At 68.4% G+C, this 16845-nt stretch carries 16 protein-coding genes; 2 read left to right on the top strand and 14 right to left on the bottom strand.

Annotation, left to right across the window (positions count from 1 at the left end; genetic code table 11):
• The first annotated feature begins 55 nt into the window (after positions 1-55).
• Complete coding sequence (locus OV287_RS12525) at positions 56-1612, top strand: ELWxxDGT repeat protein (protein WP_267534260.1); 1557 nt, start codon at positions 56-58, stop codon at positions 1610-1612.
• Between the two features lie 74 nt (positions 1613-1686).
• Here the strand turns inward: OV287_RS12525 and OV287_RS12520 are convergent, their stop codons facing one another.
• Positions 1687-2145: an Imm26 family immunity protein gene (locus tag OV287_RS12520; RefSeq protein ID WP_267534259.1), complete on the bottom strand. Its 459-nt coding sequence runs from the start codon at positions 2143-2145 to the stop codon at positions 1687-1689.
• A 269-nt stretch (positions 2146-2414) separates the two neighbouring features.
• Between OV287_RS12520 and OV287_RS12515 the strand changes: the two genes are divergently transcribed.
• A protein-coding gene (locus OV287_RS12515; protein ID WP_267534258.1) for an IS5 family transposase occupies positions 2415-3223 on the top strand; the annotation gives its coding sequence in 2 pieces (ribosomal slippage) (positions 2415-2763 and positions 2763-3223; 810 coding nt in all).
• 5 nt (positions 3224-3228) lie between these two features.
• On the opposite strand, the gene OV287_RS12510 is transcribed toward OV287_RS12515, so the two are convergent.
• The 13 genes from OV287_RS12510 to OV287_RS12450 all read right to left on the bottom strand — a co-directional run bounded on the left by OV287_RS12510 (position 3229) and on the right by OV287_RS12450 (position 16682).
• Entirely contained in the window at positions 3229-3777 is a 549-nt protein-coding gene (locus tag OV287_RS12510; protein WP_267534257.1) for a hypothetical protein, read from the bottom strand.
• Positions 3778-4341: 564 nt separating this feature from the next.
• A complete protein-coding gene (locus OV287_RS12505; RefSeq protein ID WP_267534256.1) occupies positions 4342-4695 on the bottom strand; it encodes a hypothetical protein in 354 nt (117 codons plus the stop codon).
• A gap of 74 nt (positions 4696-4769) precedes the next feature.
• Positions 4770-6653: an Ig-like domain-containing protein gene (locus OV287_RS12500; protein WP_267534255.1), complete on the bottom strand. Its 1884-nt coding sequence runs from the start codon at positions 6651-6653 to the stop codon at positions 4770-4772.
• Positions 6654-6724: 71 nt separating this feature from the next.
• Positions 6725-7237 carry a hypothetical protein gene (locus OV287_RS12495; RefSeq protein ID WP_267534254.1) on the bottom strand — a complete coding sequence of 171 codons (513 nt, stop codon included), beginning with the start codon at positions 7235-7237 and terminating at the stop codon, positions 6725-6727.
• A gap of 92 nt (positions 7238-7329) precedes the next feature.
• Positions 7330-8385, bottom strand: a complete 1056-nt coding sequence (locus OV287_RS12490; protein ID WP_267534253.1) for a hypothetical protein — start codon at positions 8383-8385, stop codon at positions 7330-7332.
• An 11-nt stretch (positions 8386-8396) separates the two neighbouring features.
• Positions 8397-10106, bottom strand: a complete 1710-nt coding sequence (locus OV287_RS12485; RefSeq protein ID WP_267534252.1) for a FliG C-terminal domain-containing protein — start codon at positions 10104-10106, stop codon at positions 8397-8399.
• 3 nt (positions 10107-10109) lie between these two features.
• On the bottom strand, positions 10110-10736 hold the full coding sequence (locus OV287_RS12480) for an OmpA/MotB family protein (RefSeq protein WP_267534251.1): 627 nt from the start codon (positions 10734-10736) through the stop codon (positions 10110-10112).
• Complete coding sequence (locus OV287_RS12475) at positions 10736-11536, bottom strand: MotA/TolQ/ExbB proton channel family protein (protein WP_267534250.1); 801 nt, start codon at positions 11534-11536, stop codon at positions 10736-10738. Before OV287_RS12475 ends, OV287_RS12480 begins: the two co-directional genes overlap by 1 nt.
• A gap of 3 nt (positions 11537-11539) precedes the next feature.
• A complete protein-coding gene (locus tag OV287_RS12470; RefSeq protein ID WP_267534249.1) occupies positions 11540-12208 on the bottom strand; it encodes a tetratricopeptide repeat protein in 669 nt (222 codons plus the stop codon).
• A gap of 11 nt (positions 12209-12219) precedes the next feature.
• Positions 12220-13377, bottom strand: coding sequence for a hypothetical protein (locus tag OV287_RS12465; protein WP_267534248.1), 1158 nt, complete (start codon positions 13375-13377; stop codon positions 12220-12222).
• Positions 13367-15070 carry a hypothetical protein gene (locus tag OV287_RS12460; protein WP_267534247.1) on the bottom strand — a complete coding sequence of 568 codons (1704 nt, stop codon included), beginning with the start codon at positions 15068-15070 and terminating at the stop codon, positions 13367-13369. The genes OV287_RS12465 and OV287_RS12460 overlap by 11 nt, the downstream gene beginning before the upstream one ends.
• A complete protein-coding gene (locus tag OV287_RS12455; protein WP_267534246.1) occupies positions 15070-15693 on the bottom strand; it encodes a hypothetical protein in 624 nt (207 codons plus the stop codon). The genes OV287_RS12460 and OV287_RS12455 overlap by 1 nt, the downstream gene beginning before the upstream one ends.
• Entirely contained in the window at positions 15690-16682 is a 993-nt protein-coding gene (locus tag OV287_RS12450; protein ID WP_267534245.1) for a hypothetical protein, read from the bottom strand. Before OV287_RS12450 ends, OV287_RS12455 begins: the two co-directional genes overlap by 4 nt.
• Positions 16683-16845: the final 163 nt, after the last annotated feature.

Genomic DNA, 16845 nt, shown 5'->3' with positions numbered 1-16845 from the left:
GAATCGCCTCACTCTGCCCACCCTCTCATACCAACGAAGACATGGGAGGTTGGGGATGCGTGTGTGGCGTAGCGTGGTTTTACTCTGCTCGCTGACGGTGGGGTGTGGCGGGCCGCTCCCGGAGGAAGCCATTCAAGAGGACGAGCGGCCGCAGGTCAGCTCACCGGACGAGGATGGAGACGCAGTACCGGAAGCACAGTGGGGCCGCCCGGAGCTGGGAACCGCGAGCCTCGTCAAGGACATCTTCCCACCGCACGATGTCAGCTTGCCGCCGTGGTACGCGCCCAGCCCGTCGAGCCTGGTGGAGTTCCGCGGGAAGCTCTACTTCGCAGCCAACTTCGAGAACGGCCGCACTGGTTTGTGGAAGAGCGATGGGAGCGCAGCAGGCACCACTCCGGTGAAGGAGTTCCCCGCGCGCCCGAGCTCCGCCGCATCGATCGTCGTGGATGAACTGACGCGCGTGGACACGCGGCTCTTCTTCGTGGCGGACGACGAAGTCCACGGCGGCGAGCTGTGGGTCAGCGATGGCACCTCCGGAGGCACACGGCTCGTGAAGGACATCACGCCCGGAGAGGGAGACACGCTCCCGTACAACCTCACCGCCGTGGGAAAGACGCTGCTCTTCTTCCGCTACATCCCCGGGACGCTGGACGCGCTGGAGCGCACCGAGCTGTGGCGGAGCGATGGCACCGAGGCTGGCACGGTGCGGGTGAAGGACCTGGGGCCCGAATCGTCGCTGTCGTTCACGCAGGCCATCGTAGGCAGCACGCTCTTCTTCGTCCTCACGGACCCGGCACATGGAACGGAGCTGTGGAAGACCGATGGAACCGAGGCCGGCACGGTGCTCGTCAGGGATCTCCAACCGGGCCCCGACAGCTCGTATCCGTTCCATCTCAGCGCCGTGGGCCGGTTCGTCTTCCTCATCACCGCGACTCCCGACGGGGTGAGCCGGCTGTGGAGGAGTGATGGCACCGAGACCGGCACGGTGCTCATCGAGGAGTTCCCAGCAGGCCCGGACACCTACAATCCGAGGCTCATTGGGGTCGTGGGAGGACGCTGCCTGTACCTCACGCTCACCAGTCTGTCCGACAATCGGCTGTCCCTGTACAGGCTGAGGGTGGACGAGGCGGGCAACGTGTCCAAGAAGCGCGTCGCGACCCTGCCCAATCCGTTCGCCGGTGACCCTGACGCGACCCCGTACATCACCACCTTCACCGTGGCGGGCAGCAAGCTCTTCTTCGGGCTCGCCATCGGCTCCTCGGGCCCAGCTCCGCGCGACGTTCAGCTCTGGGTGACCGATGGGACGGGCTCCGGAACGAGGCTGGTACACCGGCCGCTCAGCCTGTCCGACGAGTTCGAGTCCCAGCTCTACACCCTGGACGACCGCATCCTCTTCGCCGCCTCCGGCGAGGGAACGGGACTGGAGCCGTGGGTGAGCGATGGGACGGTGCAAGGCACGCGGATGCTGCAGGACGTCTCACCGGGGACTGGCTCCTCGTACCCGCGCGCCTTCACCCGGGTGGGCTCCTCCGTCTTCTTCACCGCCCATGACCCCACGCATGGCGATGAGTTGTGGATGCTCCCACCGAGAAGCTCCCTGGCCTCACATTAGGACTTTGAAGCCCCTGGCGCTGAGCGCGCGCAGCCCCGCTCAGCGCCCGGTGGGGGGAGGCCCTCGCGGAACCCCTATTGCAGTCGTACTTTCAGGCGCTCCTCCGCAGCATTGGGCCGCCCGAGGAGGGCATCGAGCAAGCGTTCCTCGATGCCCTCCTGTTCCCAGACCGCCGTCCGCTCAAGCCTCACACATTCCTCGGGCGCGGCATCTCTCTCATTACCGGCGGTGTCGAAGATGGTGCAGCGACGGAAGTCTCCCAGATCCTGCATGAATTGAACGACAGGTTGATTCAAGTGCTCCTCGAGATCCTTCCTTCCAATGAATTCCCACGCATCGAGAGCCAGATGGCGGACAGCAATCCTGAAGAGGATGGGTTTTGATGCAATCCTGTCCAGATCGGAATCCGGACTTGTGGTTCTGTAATTGTAGAAGGCCGCATATGGCGATTCAAGGAGCCTGCCGTAGCCGAAAGAGCCGTCGGCGAGGGTAATCCTGACGAATGTTCCTCTGACATGCTTCTGACTGCCCATCTATCAGTCTCCGGTGTAGGGGTGGAGTTGACCCCACTGCTTCACGGCGGCGTCGTGGAACAACCTGCCCAGTGGATTGTCTTTCGCCACGCCGCGCTGGAGGTTCTCGGTCCGACACGGTTTTTGAGTATCGGATTGCGCGCCTCCAAAGGAGTCCATCAACTGCTGCTCTCTTCCACGGATCCGCCAATAAGAGCGCCTAACAAAAATAAGGTTTGAGGGTGGACGGTACGGTGGACGAATAGGCGGACCATGAGCACCTGGGGCCCATGACTCGCGAACTCGTACCGGACGCGCTGTGGGAGAGAGTCGCTCCGCTGCTGCCGGTTCCCAAGAAGAAGAAGTCCGGGCGTGGCCGGCCACGGGCAGACGACCGAGCCGCCTTGGAGGCCATCGTCTTCGTGCTCAGGACTGGCATCCCATGGGAGCTGCTCCCGCAGAAGCAGTTCGGCTTGTCGGGGATGACGGCCTGGAGGCGCCTGGAGCAGTGGACGCGTGCTGGGGTGTTCGAGCAGCTCCAACGCAACCTGCTCAACGAGTTGGGACAGCAGGGCCTGGTGGACTTCAGTCGCGCCTCGATCGACTCCTCATCGGTCCGAGCCTCAAAAGGGGGGCCCTCACGGGCAAGAACCCGACGGACAGAGCGAAGGCGGGCAGCAAGCATCATCTTCTCGTCGACGCCAAGGGCCAGCCTCTGGCAGAGAGCCTGACAGGGGCCAACGTCCACGACACGCACGAGCTGTTCCCGCTGCTCGATGCTGTGCCTGAGGTGAAGCAGCCTCGTGGTCGTCCCCGTCATCGGCCCGGCAAACTGCACGCTGACAAGGCGTACTCTTCGCGCAAGAACCGTCGGGGCTTGCGCCGACGCGGCGTTACCGCACGCATTGCGCGGCCTGGCGTCGAATCGAAGCAGCGGCTGGGGCGGCATCGGTGGGTAGTGGAGCGAACCAACGCGTGGAAGAACCAGCAGCGGCGCCTGCGCGTGCGAGATGAACGGCGGGACGATGTCCACTTCGGCCTCCTCGTTCTGGGTAGCTGCCTGATACTCTTCCGAGGCCTAAATCCTGATTTTTGTTAGGCGCTCTAAGCAATATCACTATATCTATTCGCGTAATCGACCGCTGTCCCGAGATCGAACTTGTCAAGCAGGGCCTCCTGGAACGCAGGACTCTTCGGTTCATCGTTTTCGTCAATGTGATGGTTCAAATCCCGGGCGTTGACAGCCGCCACGGCTTGAGGGCGAAGGGGTTTGTGCAGATCAACCACCATGCTGGTGCGCCCCGAGTAGTAGCGGCCGGTTTTCACGCTGAACTTCGTATAGGTCGCGTAGAGGCGACCCCAGTTCTTTTCTCGGGCTCTGCCATTGTCGACTTCTGTCGCCGGTCCTGGAGCGGTAGGCGCATGGGGCTCGGAAGCCGGCATCACCCCACGCGTGGGCGCAAGTGTCCCCGGTTGCACTGTGACCTTGGGCGCGTAGCAGCCTTGGGCCCATCCCTGAAGGTCGCCGAAGTGGGTACCGTAGAATGTGTCCGCGATGTCGAGCGGGGTCTGCCTCCCGTCCAGTGCGGCCTTGACGGTCAAGCAGACCAGGACAACGCTGCCCCCCGCCGCCAGCACGGAGCCTCCGGGCACGAGGGCTCCTCCCGCCGCGGCGACGGGCCCTGCTTCCGCTGCGGTTGTGGCACCTCGTGGCACGAGCCGGAGCACGGCGCGTGGAATGCCATTGCCCAGACCCTCGCCAGCAATTCCCTGGAGCAGTCGTGGCGGGGGCTGGGCGCTCGGCGCCACGGGCACACCCGACTTGAGCGTATCCTGGCAGCCACCGGGACGGACGCCTCGCGTCGTGCCGCTACACCCCACCAAGCACATGGAAAGCAGCAACGCCACCCAGCCTGGCATGCGGCGCATTCTGGCGCGGGCGCGCTTGGGCCGCCTGGGGGAGGCCGCACCAGGGGAGGGTCTTCCGTCAGGGCGCCGGGGGACGAGCCAGGTGAGGCTGGACTCATTCATGGTGGGAGTTCCTACGGGCGTCGTCTACCACGACGGCTGGACCATGGCCCTCCCCCCCTCGCGGACGTGCGCTGAGCCCACCTGGCGTGCCGTCCGCCGCAGACTGATACCCCGAGCCGCTCAGAGGCGCATAAGAGAAATGGGCGCCTGGTGTGAAGAGGCCCGGGACCCACCACGGCCCGGGCCCTACGCGCGCAGCAGGCCGCGCACGCCAAGCACCGTGTACGCCGCCGAGAGCCCCGCCATCACCGACTGGGAGATGACGGCAGCGGGCCGCTCGAGCTTCTCCCCACGCAGCAGGGCGGGCAGCAAGCGGAGGCCTCGTGCGGCCCCCAGGAAGCCAAGCAGCCCGACGAGCGCCGAGCTTCCCAGCACCCAGCGCTGAGAGGACACCCGGCGCGACAGCAGGCCCAGCCCAAGCGCCGCCGAGCCGAAGCCCGCGGGGATGAGCGCCGTCTTGTGTTGCCTGCCCGTCGCGAGAAACCCTCCCACGCCGAGCGTCGTCAGCAGCGAGCCATAACCCAGTGTCCAGTTCTCCATACAGCACCTCCTCGATTCCGGATCGTCCCGGCCCGGGGAATGTGGACATGGCGCAGGCTCGCTGCCCGGGTAGTTCACCAGGTCATGACGGCCTTCGAAGGAGCGGCGGCGGGTTCGGCCGCGACAGGCTGCTCCAGGTCACGGAAGCCCTCCTTCTTCGCACGGACGCGGTAGTTACCCTTGTCCACGTTCTTGAACCGGTAGTTGCCCTGCTCGGTGGTAAGCGTCGTCTGCACGACGCGGCCCTTCTCATCCACGAGTTCCATGAGCGTGTTCGCGGACTGCCCCCTGCCCCCACCGAGGGCGAGCTCTCCCTCGATCTCTCCGTAGCGCTGGCGCTGCTTCGTCTCGCTGTCGTGGAAGAAGAGCGCGCTCTCGGTCTGCAGCACTTTGCCGCCCGCGTCCCGGTACGCGAGCCGGGCCTGGTACCTACCGCGCGGCTTCGCCTTGCCATCGTTGCCCTTGCCGTCCCAGGCGAGCTCCACCGCGCCAATCTCCCCCTTCTTCGACACCGAGAACACCTTGGACTTCGGCTTCGCCTCGCTGCCCTCCCCCACCTCCCAGACCTCGAGCTCGATGGAGCCACCGGCGGCCGGGTCCGCGATGTTGCGGAACGTGACGAGCGTGCGCTGCGAGGCCTCGTCGAAGTTCGCACCCACCTGGGTCATGAAGACGTTGCCCGCGAACACCTCGAAGCGACGGCGGCTCGTCTGCCCCTTCGCGTTGGTCGCCACGACGTCCAGCACGTGCTTGCCATCCTTCAGGCCCGCGGTGCGCCACGCATACGAGAGCTTCCCGCCACAGGCCGTGTGCACTGGCAGGTCGTCGACGAGCAACTCGAGCCGAGAGATGCCACCGGCCTGGTTGTCCGCGGCCTCCACCTGGATGTTCATCGAGTCGGTGACGTGCTGGCCGTCCACGAGCCCGCTCACGGCGATGCTCGCGACGTCCACGGTGACGAGCCCGAGCACGGCCCACATGGTCTCGGCCTTCTCCGCGCCACCCTGGTCGCTCTTGTACGTCGTCCATGCGCCCGTCTTGTCCTGCCGCTGCACCAGATAGCGCATGGCCCGGGAGATGGGCGCGTCCGAGTCCGAATAGCCCGCGAGCTTGAGGGCATACACCGTCTGGCCCGTGGCGAACGCATCACTCTTGCCCTTCGCCAGCCCCCAGCCGCCATCCTGATTCTGCCGCTCGAGGAGCATGCGCTGGAGCCGGAGCGAGCCGGGCTCCGCGCGGCCCACGCCCGCGGCATTCAGGCCCAGGAGCGCGAAGTTGATGTCCTGAATGTAGACCTCGGCGCCCGAGCGCTGCCACTGGGCGGAGGTGGCGGTGAGGAAGGACTCGGACTTGCGGAGCGGCGCGAGCCACTTCGCGTCCGCGGTCCTCGCATGCGCCTGGCGCCACGTCTGGGCGGCCTGGAAGGTCGTCTGCATGGTGCCGCCCGTCACCGGACGGCGGGCGTCATCATCCGGGATGCTGCCGTTCTGGGCCTGCAGGGAGACGAGCTCCTTCGCGTACTTCAGCAGGTCATCGGTGTACTTCGAGTCCACCCACCGGTCATACCGGGCCCAGGCCGAGCCCTCGAAGGCGGCGCCCGTCACCCGGCCGCCTGCCGTGACACCGAGCTTGAGCGCCTTGACCATCGCGTCGATGTCCTTCGGGGCAACGTCGTACTGGTGGTTCCTGCCGGCCGTGAGGGCCTCGAGGGTGACCGCCTGGACATGGCAGCCGAAGCACTGGTGCTGCGCCGTCCACTCGGCGCTGGAGCGGGAGAGATAGCTGAGCCCCTTATGCGCGGCCTCGCGGACCTTCGGGTCACCCCGCGATGCGGCCGCCTGCTGCGGCTGGGCCTCGCACTTCTCAGGTGGAGCGGGGGGTTTCGGGGCAGCGGGTGGCTGCGCGAACGCGGGGATGGACAACGCCAGGCAAAGCGCGGCCAGGGCCGAGCGGGCCATGGGGACCTCCAGAGCAGTGGGATGTCCCGTTAACGGACGGCGCGGAAATTCGGTCTACGCGCTGAGAAAGGTCACTTCCCGAGCGCGAAGTTGACGAAGATCTCCACGTCCGAGCTCAGCCCCACATCCGAGAACTCCCACTGGAGGATGCGCTGGCGCAGGCACTCCGCCAGCTCCCGAGGGAGCGGCTGGGCGGGGGACAGGGTGACGCCCTGCGTAGCCCCACTCTTGGAGACACGAATCTTCGTTCCCAGGGTCGCCGGTGCACCGGGCGGCAGAGAGCAGGCACGCAGGTCCGGAGCGCGCGCCTCCACGGCCTTGCGCAACAGGGCCCGCTGGGACGAGATGGGCACAGAGGCCGGAGCCGGCGGCTTCGGCACGGGCTTCTTGGGGGCGGGCTTCTTCACCACCGGCTTCGTGACCACGGGCGCTGGAGGAGGCTCGGGCGGAGGCACGAGAGCAGGTACCGGCTCGGCGGGCCACAGCCAGAACACCACGAGCAGCAACAGCACCGCGGCCAGCACCCACCGCCAGCGCCGCGCCGGCCGGGTGGGAACAGGCCTGCGCCCTCGGACGCCACGCACCGCCAGGGACCGCGGCTGGAGGGCTCCAGCCGGGCGCCGGACAGCACGGCCCCGAGGGACAAGCCTGGGTTGCCGGGATGTGGCCCGTCCCCTCATCGCTGATCTGCGGGCAGGCGGAGGAGCTCCGCCCAGTCCTTCGCGAACCTGCTCGAGAAGCCCGTCCAATCCCCCGCCACGGCCGTGCACAGGTCCTGCCAGGTCCCCAGCCCGGCCTGGTGGTTGTTCAGGCCATTGCTGAAGGACGAATAGAAGACCGTGGACGAGGGGCCGATCGCATCGAGCGCGGTGCGCGGGAAGTTGCTCATGGCCGCGCAGCGCTCACGGAGCTGCTGGTAGCTCTCGGACTCGGAGGTGCCGACGAAGAGGAAGCGCGTCTGCGAGCGCGGCAGCGTCCAGCCGTAACTGGAGCGGTTGAGCCAGGCGGCGGGGTCGTGCGAGCCACCGAACCAGTCCGCTGGCGTCATGCCGCTCGTGCCGCAAGAGGACGAGCCGTAAGCCACCGGACGAGCACCGTGGTCGAGCACCACGACGAGCAGTGCCCCCACGGACGTGCTGAACGGCGAACCACCAGAGGGAGTGGAGTAATCGACGGGGGACACCGATGCCCAGTTCAGCCGGCTGCCCATCTCCGCCAGCGCCGCCGTGCTGCACGCGCTGGGAGCCGAGCCCTCCGTGGAGGCAGCCGCATTCTCCAGCAGGGACCGCAAATCCGACACCGCCAGCTCCTTGCCTCCCTTGGACCAGTACAGCCGCGACTCGTAGAGCGAGGCCACGCCCGTCATGCGGACGTCGAAGCCCTCCGCGGAGAGCTGCGCGGTCATGCCGCGGATGAGCGCCGCATAGGAGTCCGCCAGGTTCGCCGTCCCACGGTCGATGCGCACGAGCCAGAGCACACCCGTGCCCGGGTCTCCGCCCTGCCCGCTGCCCGGAAAGGAGGTCGTCGGCGCGGGCCCGCCATCCTCGCCACCACCTCCATCACGGGGTCCACCACCGTACCCACCATCGCCGTATCCCCCACCACCGGCATCCCACCCGACAATCACCCCGCTATCGGGCCGGGAGCCGGCATCCGGCTTGGACTCAACGGGAGGCGGCTCGATGAGGCAACCACTGAGCAACGCAACGAGAACGAGTGCGCAGGCGCGCATGTGAAACCCCCTCAATTGGCGCGCCCGGCCTGCGCGCGGTTCTGCATCGTAGTCAGTCCTCTGCGGAACATCTCATCCTTCAGGCTGGCAAGCAGCTCCTTCCGTGCGCCGATGAACGCCTCTGGACGCTCGGCCCCGCGCATCCCCAACTCTTCCTGGAGCTCGCGCTGCATCGAAGTGGGGCACGCCGTCAGCAAACGCTCCCTCAGCGAGCGCTCCGCTCCGTTGAGGTAGGTGACGAGCTGTGCCGGAGGCAGCCGCAACAGCGCCGCGCCGAGCACCTCCACCGGCGCGCTCACCAGGCTGGACTCTGTGACCAGGGACGAGACCAACCGCTCCGAGCCCTCGTGCCGCAGCCGCTCGATGAGCCGGTCCTGCTCCTCCATGGGCAGCGTGTCGAGCACCTCGCCCAACACCCGCTCGAGCTGGGACGCGCCACCGGCCGTCTCGGTGAGCTGGGTGCGCAGCTCGTCCGCCACCGCCAACGCGTAGCGCGAGCTCAGCTCGGGCTGGCGGGCGAGTCCGAGCGCGAGCTCCGCGCGCTGGGAAGGCGTCAGGGCCTGGAGCGCCACCGCACGCAGCGAAGCGGGAGCAAAGCGCAGCGCCACCTCCCGAGCCCCCGCGGACAGGCTCTGGCACGCCGCCGCGAAGCGCTCGGGCCGTACGCCCTCGAGGAAAGCGAAGGCGGCCTCCACCGAGTCCTCTGCCTGGGCCAGCCGAGCGGCGATGGAGCGGCCCTCCAGGTCATAGAGCGCGGTGGCCCGCGAGCCCGCGTCCCCCGCCGGCACTCGCCCCAGCTCGGCGGCGAGCCCGGACAGCGACGTGCCCAGGGTGGAGTCCCCTCGCAGGTCATCCAGGAGGAACTCCCCCATCTCCCGCGTCCAGAGGGCCACCTGACGCAGCTCGCCGCGGGCGAGTGCCTCGCGCACCACGGCGTTGCGCACCGCGCGCTCCTCACGCAGCGTCCGCTCCAGCTTCCGCGCCCGGACGGCCGGGTACTCGGTGGTGGGGGCAGCCGCAGAGGGCGTGGGCTCCTGAGCGAGCGGGGGCTCCTCGGGCATGGCGTAGTCCAGAGGGGCCGGAGCCGGCGGGCGGCGGGCGGCGATGACCAGCAGCACGCCCAGCACGAGCACCGTCAGCATCAGCAGCAGCGCCAGCACCAGCAGCGGGGCGGCCTCCAGCAACCGCTCCTGGAGCCGCTGGGTCATGGGTGGCACCTCCTTCGTCCCCTGCTCCGCCTCGGAAGTCGGGGGCGTGGCGGAGGGCTGCTGCGGCTTCTGGTCGAGCGGAGGCGCCTCCAGGTGGGGGGCGTTGCGGGGCGGGAAGGCCACCGACTCCACTTCCACCGTCGGCTGCGGCCCTACGGTCTTGAGCCGCTGCGCCACCAGGTCCTTGAGCCGCGTGCGGAAGGGTCCCGGCAGCCGGCTGTCCACCAGCACGCGCGCGGTCACCGAACGCAAGGTGGGAAGCGTGGCCCCGCCAGAGAGGGTCTCGAAGCCCGGGGTACCACCCCCCACGGATTCCTCCTCCACCCGCGCCTCCACGGAGACGAGCACGCACTGCTCGGGGCAGAGCGTGCGAAGCAGATCAGTGACTTCGGCGCGTGAGCGCTCCTCGGCGTCGGCGCGCAGGCGGGCCTGGGGGGTGGCGGGGTTGGCCAGGGCGGCGGTGCACACCAGGCAGCCCAGGGCGATGAGCAGATGTCGTGACAAGCGAATCATTGGCTATTCCACCCGGATGACGACCCGGCGGTTGGCGGCGCGCTGCTCCTCGGGCGAGCCCTGGGCGGCCACACGGCGTGTATCGGCGAAACCCCGCACGGACATCCACTCGCGGCCCACCCCGCCCTGCTCGAGCGCGGTGCGCACGTTGATGGCGCGTTGCGAGGACAGCTCCCAGTTGGAGGCGAAGCGCGAGTTCCGGATGGGGACGTCATCCGTGTAGCCCTCGATGACCACCGCCCGGCTGGGCAGCGTCTGGAGCATCCGCGCGATGGAGGCGATGGCCTTGTTCCCGTCGGCGCGAATGTCCGCCGAGCCCGAGTCGAACAGGAGCGCGTCCTTGAACTCGATGGCCAGCCCGTCTGACTCCTCGCGGGTGAGCACCTGCTGCTGGAGCCCCTCCTGGGTGATGAACTCATCCACCTTTTGCTTGAGCTCCTCCAGCGGCGCTGGCGCTCCACCCGAGATGGAGGCGGCCATGCGCTCGAACTGGGCGGGCTTCACCGGAGACACGGCCAGCAGCAGCACGAAGAAGCCGATGAGCAGCGTCAGCAAGTCGGCGTAGCTGATGAGCCACAGCTCGTCCTCCTGCCCCTTGCTCAGCATGGCCTCCAGCTCATGGTCGTCCATTACGACTCTCCCCCAGTGCCAGTAGCGACCTCGGGCACGGCGGACGCCACGACCGGCACTCCGGTGCCGGACAGCTCGAAGAGCTTGCGCACATCCGCCAGCGGCTTGTCCTCGCGGATGAGCACCAGCGCGCGGGTAATGAGCTTGGCCTCCTCCACCGACACCGTCATGTGCGAGTGGATGATGCGTCCCAGCGGCTGATAGACGGCGTTGGCCAGCACCAGCCCGTACAGGGTGCACAGCAGCGCGAGCGCCATCGAGGGCCCGAGCTGATCGAAGCGAGACAGGTCCTTGAGCAGCGAGATGAGGCCGAGCACCGTGCCCACCAGACCGGCGGCGGGTGCGACGCGGGCCAGGGTGCCCAACACGTCCTCGCTGCGCTTCATGGCGCTGACCATGCAGTACAGGGAGGTGCTGGCGGTGCTCTCGATGTCCGCGGAGGAGTACTGGCGCACCACCAGTGGCCCAAGCTGCCGCAGCACGTCATGCCGGGCGCTGCTGGCGATCTCCAACGCGCGGGCGGGCCGGCGCTGGCGCACCTCGGAGGCGAACTGGGTGAGCGACTCGTAGAGCTGGGCGCGCGAGCGGGACGCCGAGAAGCGCATGGCGCGCACCAGGACACGCGCCGTCCCCGCAAGCTCGCTGAACTTGTAGGAGGCCACCGTCATGAAGATTGGCGCCAGCCCCAACAGCACCAGCGACGGAACATGGACCACCCCCGTGAAGGCGCTCGAGTGCCCGAGCAACAGGGTGTAGGCCAGGGTCAGGGCGAGCCCCACGAGCCCGACGATGAAGTGCATGGACTACTCCTCTCCTGAGGCAATGGTGCGAAGGGCCTCGGCCACGCCTTGGTCCTCCGGATTGAGGGACAACGCCTTCTCCCAGGCCTGCCGGGCCAGCTTCGGCTGACCCAGCTTCAGGTAGAGAGAGCCCTTCATGGCCAGGAGCCGGGCGTCGTTGGGGTATTCCTTCTCCAGGTTCACCAGCTCGATGAGGGCCAGCTCGTAGCGGCGCGAGACGTACATCTCCTTCACCCGCGCCACTCCGCCCAGATAGCTGCGCGTACGCGCCGCCCGTTGGGCATCCACCACCTGACCCACGGCCGGCTTGCCTGCCGCGGCGGGCTGGGACTCCTTCCCAGCCTTGGCCGACAGCACGGCCTCCGCGAGCATCTCTTCGTCCGCGGAGGTGAGCATCTCCACCGGGCCACCACCCGCGAGCGGCAGGCGCACCTCATAGCCTCCCGTTCCCTCGGGCAGCTCTAGCTCCCACACCCGCCCGGCCTCGGCCATGCGCAGGATGTACTTCTGCGGTGGCGTGAGCGGCGGCGGCTTCTGCTTCACGCCAGAGCCAGAGCTCGGAGGCGCCGTGCGCCGCATCTCATCCGGTACCACCAGCCTCTTGCTGGAGCTGGAGGTCTCGCAGGCGGGCAGCGCCGCCAGCAGCAGCAATCCCCAGAACCCGGACTTCATCCCGTGAGGCCTCACCATGTGAATCCCATCCCCGCCTGCGGGGTCAGCCCGCCGACTGTGTAGGTGCTCTCCACGCTGCTCTTGAACGGCACCAGCACTCCGAGGCTCGCTTGGAGGGTGATGCGATGTGCCAGCACGCACTCGCCCTGGGCGTTGAACATGGGCGAGTTGCCCACGGCGCCCGTGACGAGGAAGCCGGCCGAGCCGCCGAGGAAACAGTTGATGTTGTAGACGTTCTCCGGGTTGAGCCGCCGGAGCAGCGTCGCGGAGGCGAGCCCGCCCGCCATGCGCGCGGGGTTGATGATGCCGGCCAGCGTCACACCCGCGCGCCACTCGCGCTCCTCTCCGAAGGCTTCGGAGAACCGGTAGGCGGTGTAAGCCCCCCAGATGGGGCCCTCCGGATGGCCCGAGGTGGGGATGACCGTCGCCCCGAAGTGGATCGAGTGGTGGAAGCGCGGCCGCTCGTTGATGCGATCCTCCAGGTCCTTCAACCGCACCTCGCGGCTCTGCACCTTGTCCGCGGAGCGGTACAGCAGCGCGGTGTGCGGGTGCACCCGGTAGCCTTCGGCGAACATGATGGTGGAGTCAGCGGCCCGCACCATCTCCACGTCGAACGCCAGTGAGTTGGGCGCGGTATGCAGGGTGAGGCTCACGTTGAGCACCACCTGGGCGTTGTACTTCTTCGCCAGCTTCTGCAGGTCCTCCTTGCGGGAGATGCCGCGGCGCACGACCCAGACACCGTCCTCCACCTCGGCGTGCGTGGCGTAGCACTCGTAGCAGCGCACCACCGTCATGTTGGCCGCGCGGTGGATGGCGGCCACCAGCCGGGCCTCCAGGTTGGCGGCGAACTCGGGATTCATGTTCTCCGAGACGCGCACCCGCTCCAGCAGGATGGGAGCCACCCGGTTGGCACCCAGGCGCGCCAGGTCCGCGGCGAACTCGTCGAGGATCTCCTCCAGGGCATCGTTGGCGTCCACCTCTTCACCGGGCCGAACGAGCCGTCCCTCGCGCGTCTCCAGCCGCACGGGCGGCTTGGGCCTGGCGTAGATGCTGGCACCCGCCGGTATCTCGTTGTCCGGTGGGGCCTCGTTCGAGGCGGTGGGGGACTGGGCTCCCACGTCGAGCGCCCAGAGGAGCCCGAGTAAGAGGACGATGGCTTCACGGCGCATGCGGAACCTCGGCCCCCGTTGGCGCGGGGACAGCGGCGGGAGTGGAGGGCTCGCGCGGGAACCAGTCGCGCGGCGAGCCATCGGGAAGAGGAAGGGCGAGCAGCGAATACGGCTCCGGCCACTCCACGGAGAAGGGAGGCGGCGGCAGCGTGCCCTGGGGAGCCCCAACGGCCACCTGGCCCACTGCCACGAAGGCCTCCTGGCGCTTGCCCTTGGCCACGGGCTGCGGCGGGCGGTCCTCGAGCGCTGCGACAAGCGCGGGGAAGACCTTCTCGTGGCGCGAGTGCACGCCCTCGCGCACCCGCTCCAACTGCGCGCTCAGCAGCGGGCGCCACCGGGGCTCCGTCAGGTCCGCGCTCGCCGTCACCAGCGTCTGCGCGAGTGCGAGGGCAATGCGGTCGACCTCCTCCAGGTCCCGCACTGGAACGCGCTCCTGGCGGCGCAGAGCGAGCAGCCGCTCGATGGAGCGGGTGAGCCCAGCAGCATCCCCAGAGGCCAGCGCCACCTCAGCGCGCAGCGCGAAGCCACGGGCTCGGGACGGCACGCCCCGCTCCTGGAGGAGTCGCTCGGAGACCTCCAGGGCGGTGCGCACATTGCCCACGCCGAGCGCGAGGCTGCCCAGGCTGGCCATGCGCCGGCCCAGTCCCGCCACGGGTCCCAGGTCCTTCAGCAGCGCCAGCGACTGGGGCTCCAATGCACCGCGAGCCAGCGAGGCCAGCATCACCCCGCGCAGCGCCTCCACCAGAGGATCCTGGGAGCTGGCGAGCGCCGGGAAGACAGGGGCAATGGCCTGCAACAGCGCTTCCCGATCTCCGAGCGCCTGATACGCCAGCGCACGGCGATAGAGGAGGTCCTTGCGCAGCTCGGCCTCGGCGGCGGGAGTGGAAGAACCGGGCCACTGCGCATATGGCTCGGTGAGCGCGAGCACCTCCTGCCAGCGCCCTTCGGTGGAGAGCTGCGCCGCGGCCTGCACGGCGATGGGCAAGCGCCGCGAGGCAAGCGCGGGCTCACGAGCGAGGCTCACGTACCCCTCACGGGGCTCCAGCTCCAGTGCCAGGCGCAGGAGTTGGGCGAAGGGACGCAGCTCCTCCGCGAGCACGGGAGGACTGAGCCGGGCCGCCATCTCCCGGGCCTCGTCGGCCTTTCCCCGCGCCAGCAACTGGGAGGCGCGATGGTAGAGCAGCCGCCCGGACGCCTCCGGCCCCAACACATCCACCTCCTTCAGCAGCTCGGGCGTGAGCAGGCCCAGCTCGTCGGCGGGAGCCGCGGGCTTGTCACAGGACCAGGCCTTCAGCTTGACCTCGAGCACCTCAGAGGACCAGCGCTCCTCCTCTACCGGCCAGCGCAGCACCTCGCCCTGGGCGAACACCGAGGCGCGCCGGAAGAAGTCGGGGGAGAGGACGTCGCGCCACACCGTGTCGGATTTCGCGGCAGACGCCCCGAGCCGGCCCCGACGGGCCTCTTCCAAGCGCAGCAGGGCGCGCGAAGCGTGAAGACGGTCTTCGGCCTTCAGCGCAGGAAGGGGCTCGCAGTTGAGGAAGCGCACCACGTCGCCGAAGAGCGCCTGCTGCTCCGCGTCGGCTGGATTCACGGGGGGGTCGGCCAGCAACGCCACCAGCCCGCGCAGATCCTTCGCCCAGAGCTGCTCGGAATAGGGATTGGCGGCGAGCACCACCGCCAGCAGCGGGGCCATCACAGCACCACCCCGAAGGTCAAGGTGGGCTGCACACCGAGGGAGAGCGAGCTCCGGCTGCGCTGCTCGATGGCCAGGACGAGCGGCACATCGAGCTGCGCGTGAAGCCGCGGCGACAGGCGCATGAGCAACCCGGGGCCGAGCAACAGAGAGGGGCTCACCCCGCGATCGGTGAAGGTGAGACCGAGGTGCCCGGCTGCCTGGACGTCGAAGTGCCACACCTTGCTGGCGCTGGGGTCGACGAGCACCTTGCCATAGCCAACGCTGTAGCGCCCGCCCACCGCGAGCAGCGCGACGGGACGGTGCGCATCAGGGACGAGGCCGGTGCGCTCGAACACCTCGACACCGGCGGGGCTGAGCGAGGAGAGGAACAGGGCGAGCTTGACCTCCAACCCGCCCTCCTCCACCGGGTACCAGCTGCCCGACGCGAAGAGGCCCGGGTTGCTGTAGTAGTCCCCGCGCGCGAGGTAACCCAGCCCACCGGTGACGAACGCGTGCCCCTCCTTGAGCAGCAGGCGCCGCTCCACACGCACGGGCTCGCCTTCAGCCCCGGGAGTGGGAGGCGCGTCGGCGGCGGGAGGGGTGGCGGCCAGCAAGGCGCCCAGGAGTCCGGCAAGCATCATGGCGCGCTCTTCAGCAGGCAGCGGGAGGTGGTGTTCCAGACGACGAGCTCGCCATCCGGGGGCACATCATAGAGCCGATCGCAGTTGGCGCGGCACACCTCGAGCTCGAAGCGCACCACCAGCGGCTGCAGCTTGCCATTGCGCGGGGTGGGCCCCTGCTGAGACCCTGAAGCAGTTACCTGGATGCGCGGGGGGCGGGTCTTGTCCACCCGGACGGCCTGGGTGCCGTAGGTGAAGTTCGCTCCACTCAGTGTGGAGAGCCGCGTACAGCCCTTGAACTCGCGCACCCAGGTGAGCTCCTGCGAAGAGAAGAGCGGGAAGCCATCCGCCGGAGGCTGCTCGAGCTGCACGAGCGGAAGCTGCGTGCGCGCCACCTGCTCGAGAGGGGTCGTCAGCACTGAATCGCCGCTGTAGGTCCAGGAGGCCTTCTGCTCGAAGGTGAGACCCTGGGTGGAGTCAGGGGTGGACAACGCCCACAGCAGCGGCACTCCCGTCGAGCGCTGACGGAGGGAGTAGAAGCTGTACTGCAGGTTGGGGGGGGGCGGCAGCTCCACGTTGTTGAAGTAGATGAGCACCGGCTTCACACGCCCTGTACCGAAGCGGGACTCGGCGAGGAGCAGCTGTTGCTCGTAGGTGCTGACGGAGAGCTGCCGCGAGCTCAGCTGGACACAGCTGGGAGAGAGATCCTGGGCGGGCATCTCCAGCCCTTGCCGACCCGGCGGCAGCATCACGGCGCGGAACGCCGCCGTCAGCTTGGACTTGATGCGGCTGCACTCGGAGGCATCGGGCAGGTGGAGATCGAAGATGAGCCCGTAGACCATGGGCGCATCCACCACCGCCAGAGTCTGCTCACGGGACAGGAGGCTGAGCTCAGGAGGATGGGGGTCCACGAAGCGGGCCTCGCAGCCCAGGACAAGCACCAACGCGAGCACGAGCCGACCCAGGCCAGGCCCGCTTCGCTCGAATCGTCCCCCCCGCTGCGTACTCACCACGCGAGCTGTCGTTGGCACCCTGAAATCCGCATCTCCGGCCCGGCGCACCTTCTAACAACAGGGGCCTCTGTCCTGTAAAGAGGGAGGCCGCATCGAGCCCACTCTTTCCGACGCGCACAGCTGCCCATGGGGCGCTTTGTCGCCTCATCCGTTGAACAGG

The organism is Archangium lansingense, assembly GCF_026626635.1.
Lineage (GTDB): Bacteria > Myxococcota > Myxococcia > Myxococcales > Myxococcaceae > Archangium > Archangium lansingense.
This window is presented reverse-complemented; position numbering and strand designations above follow the sequence as displayed.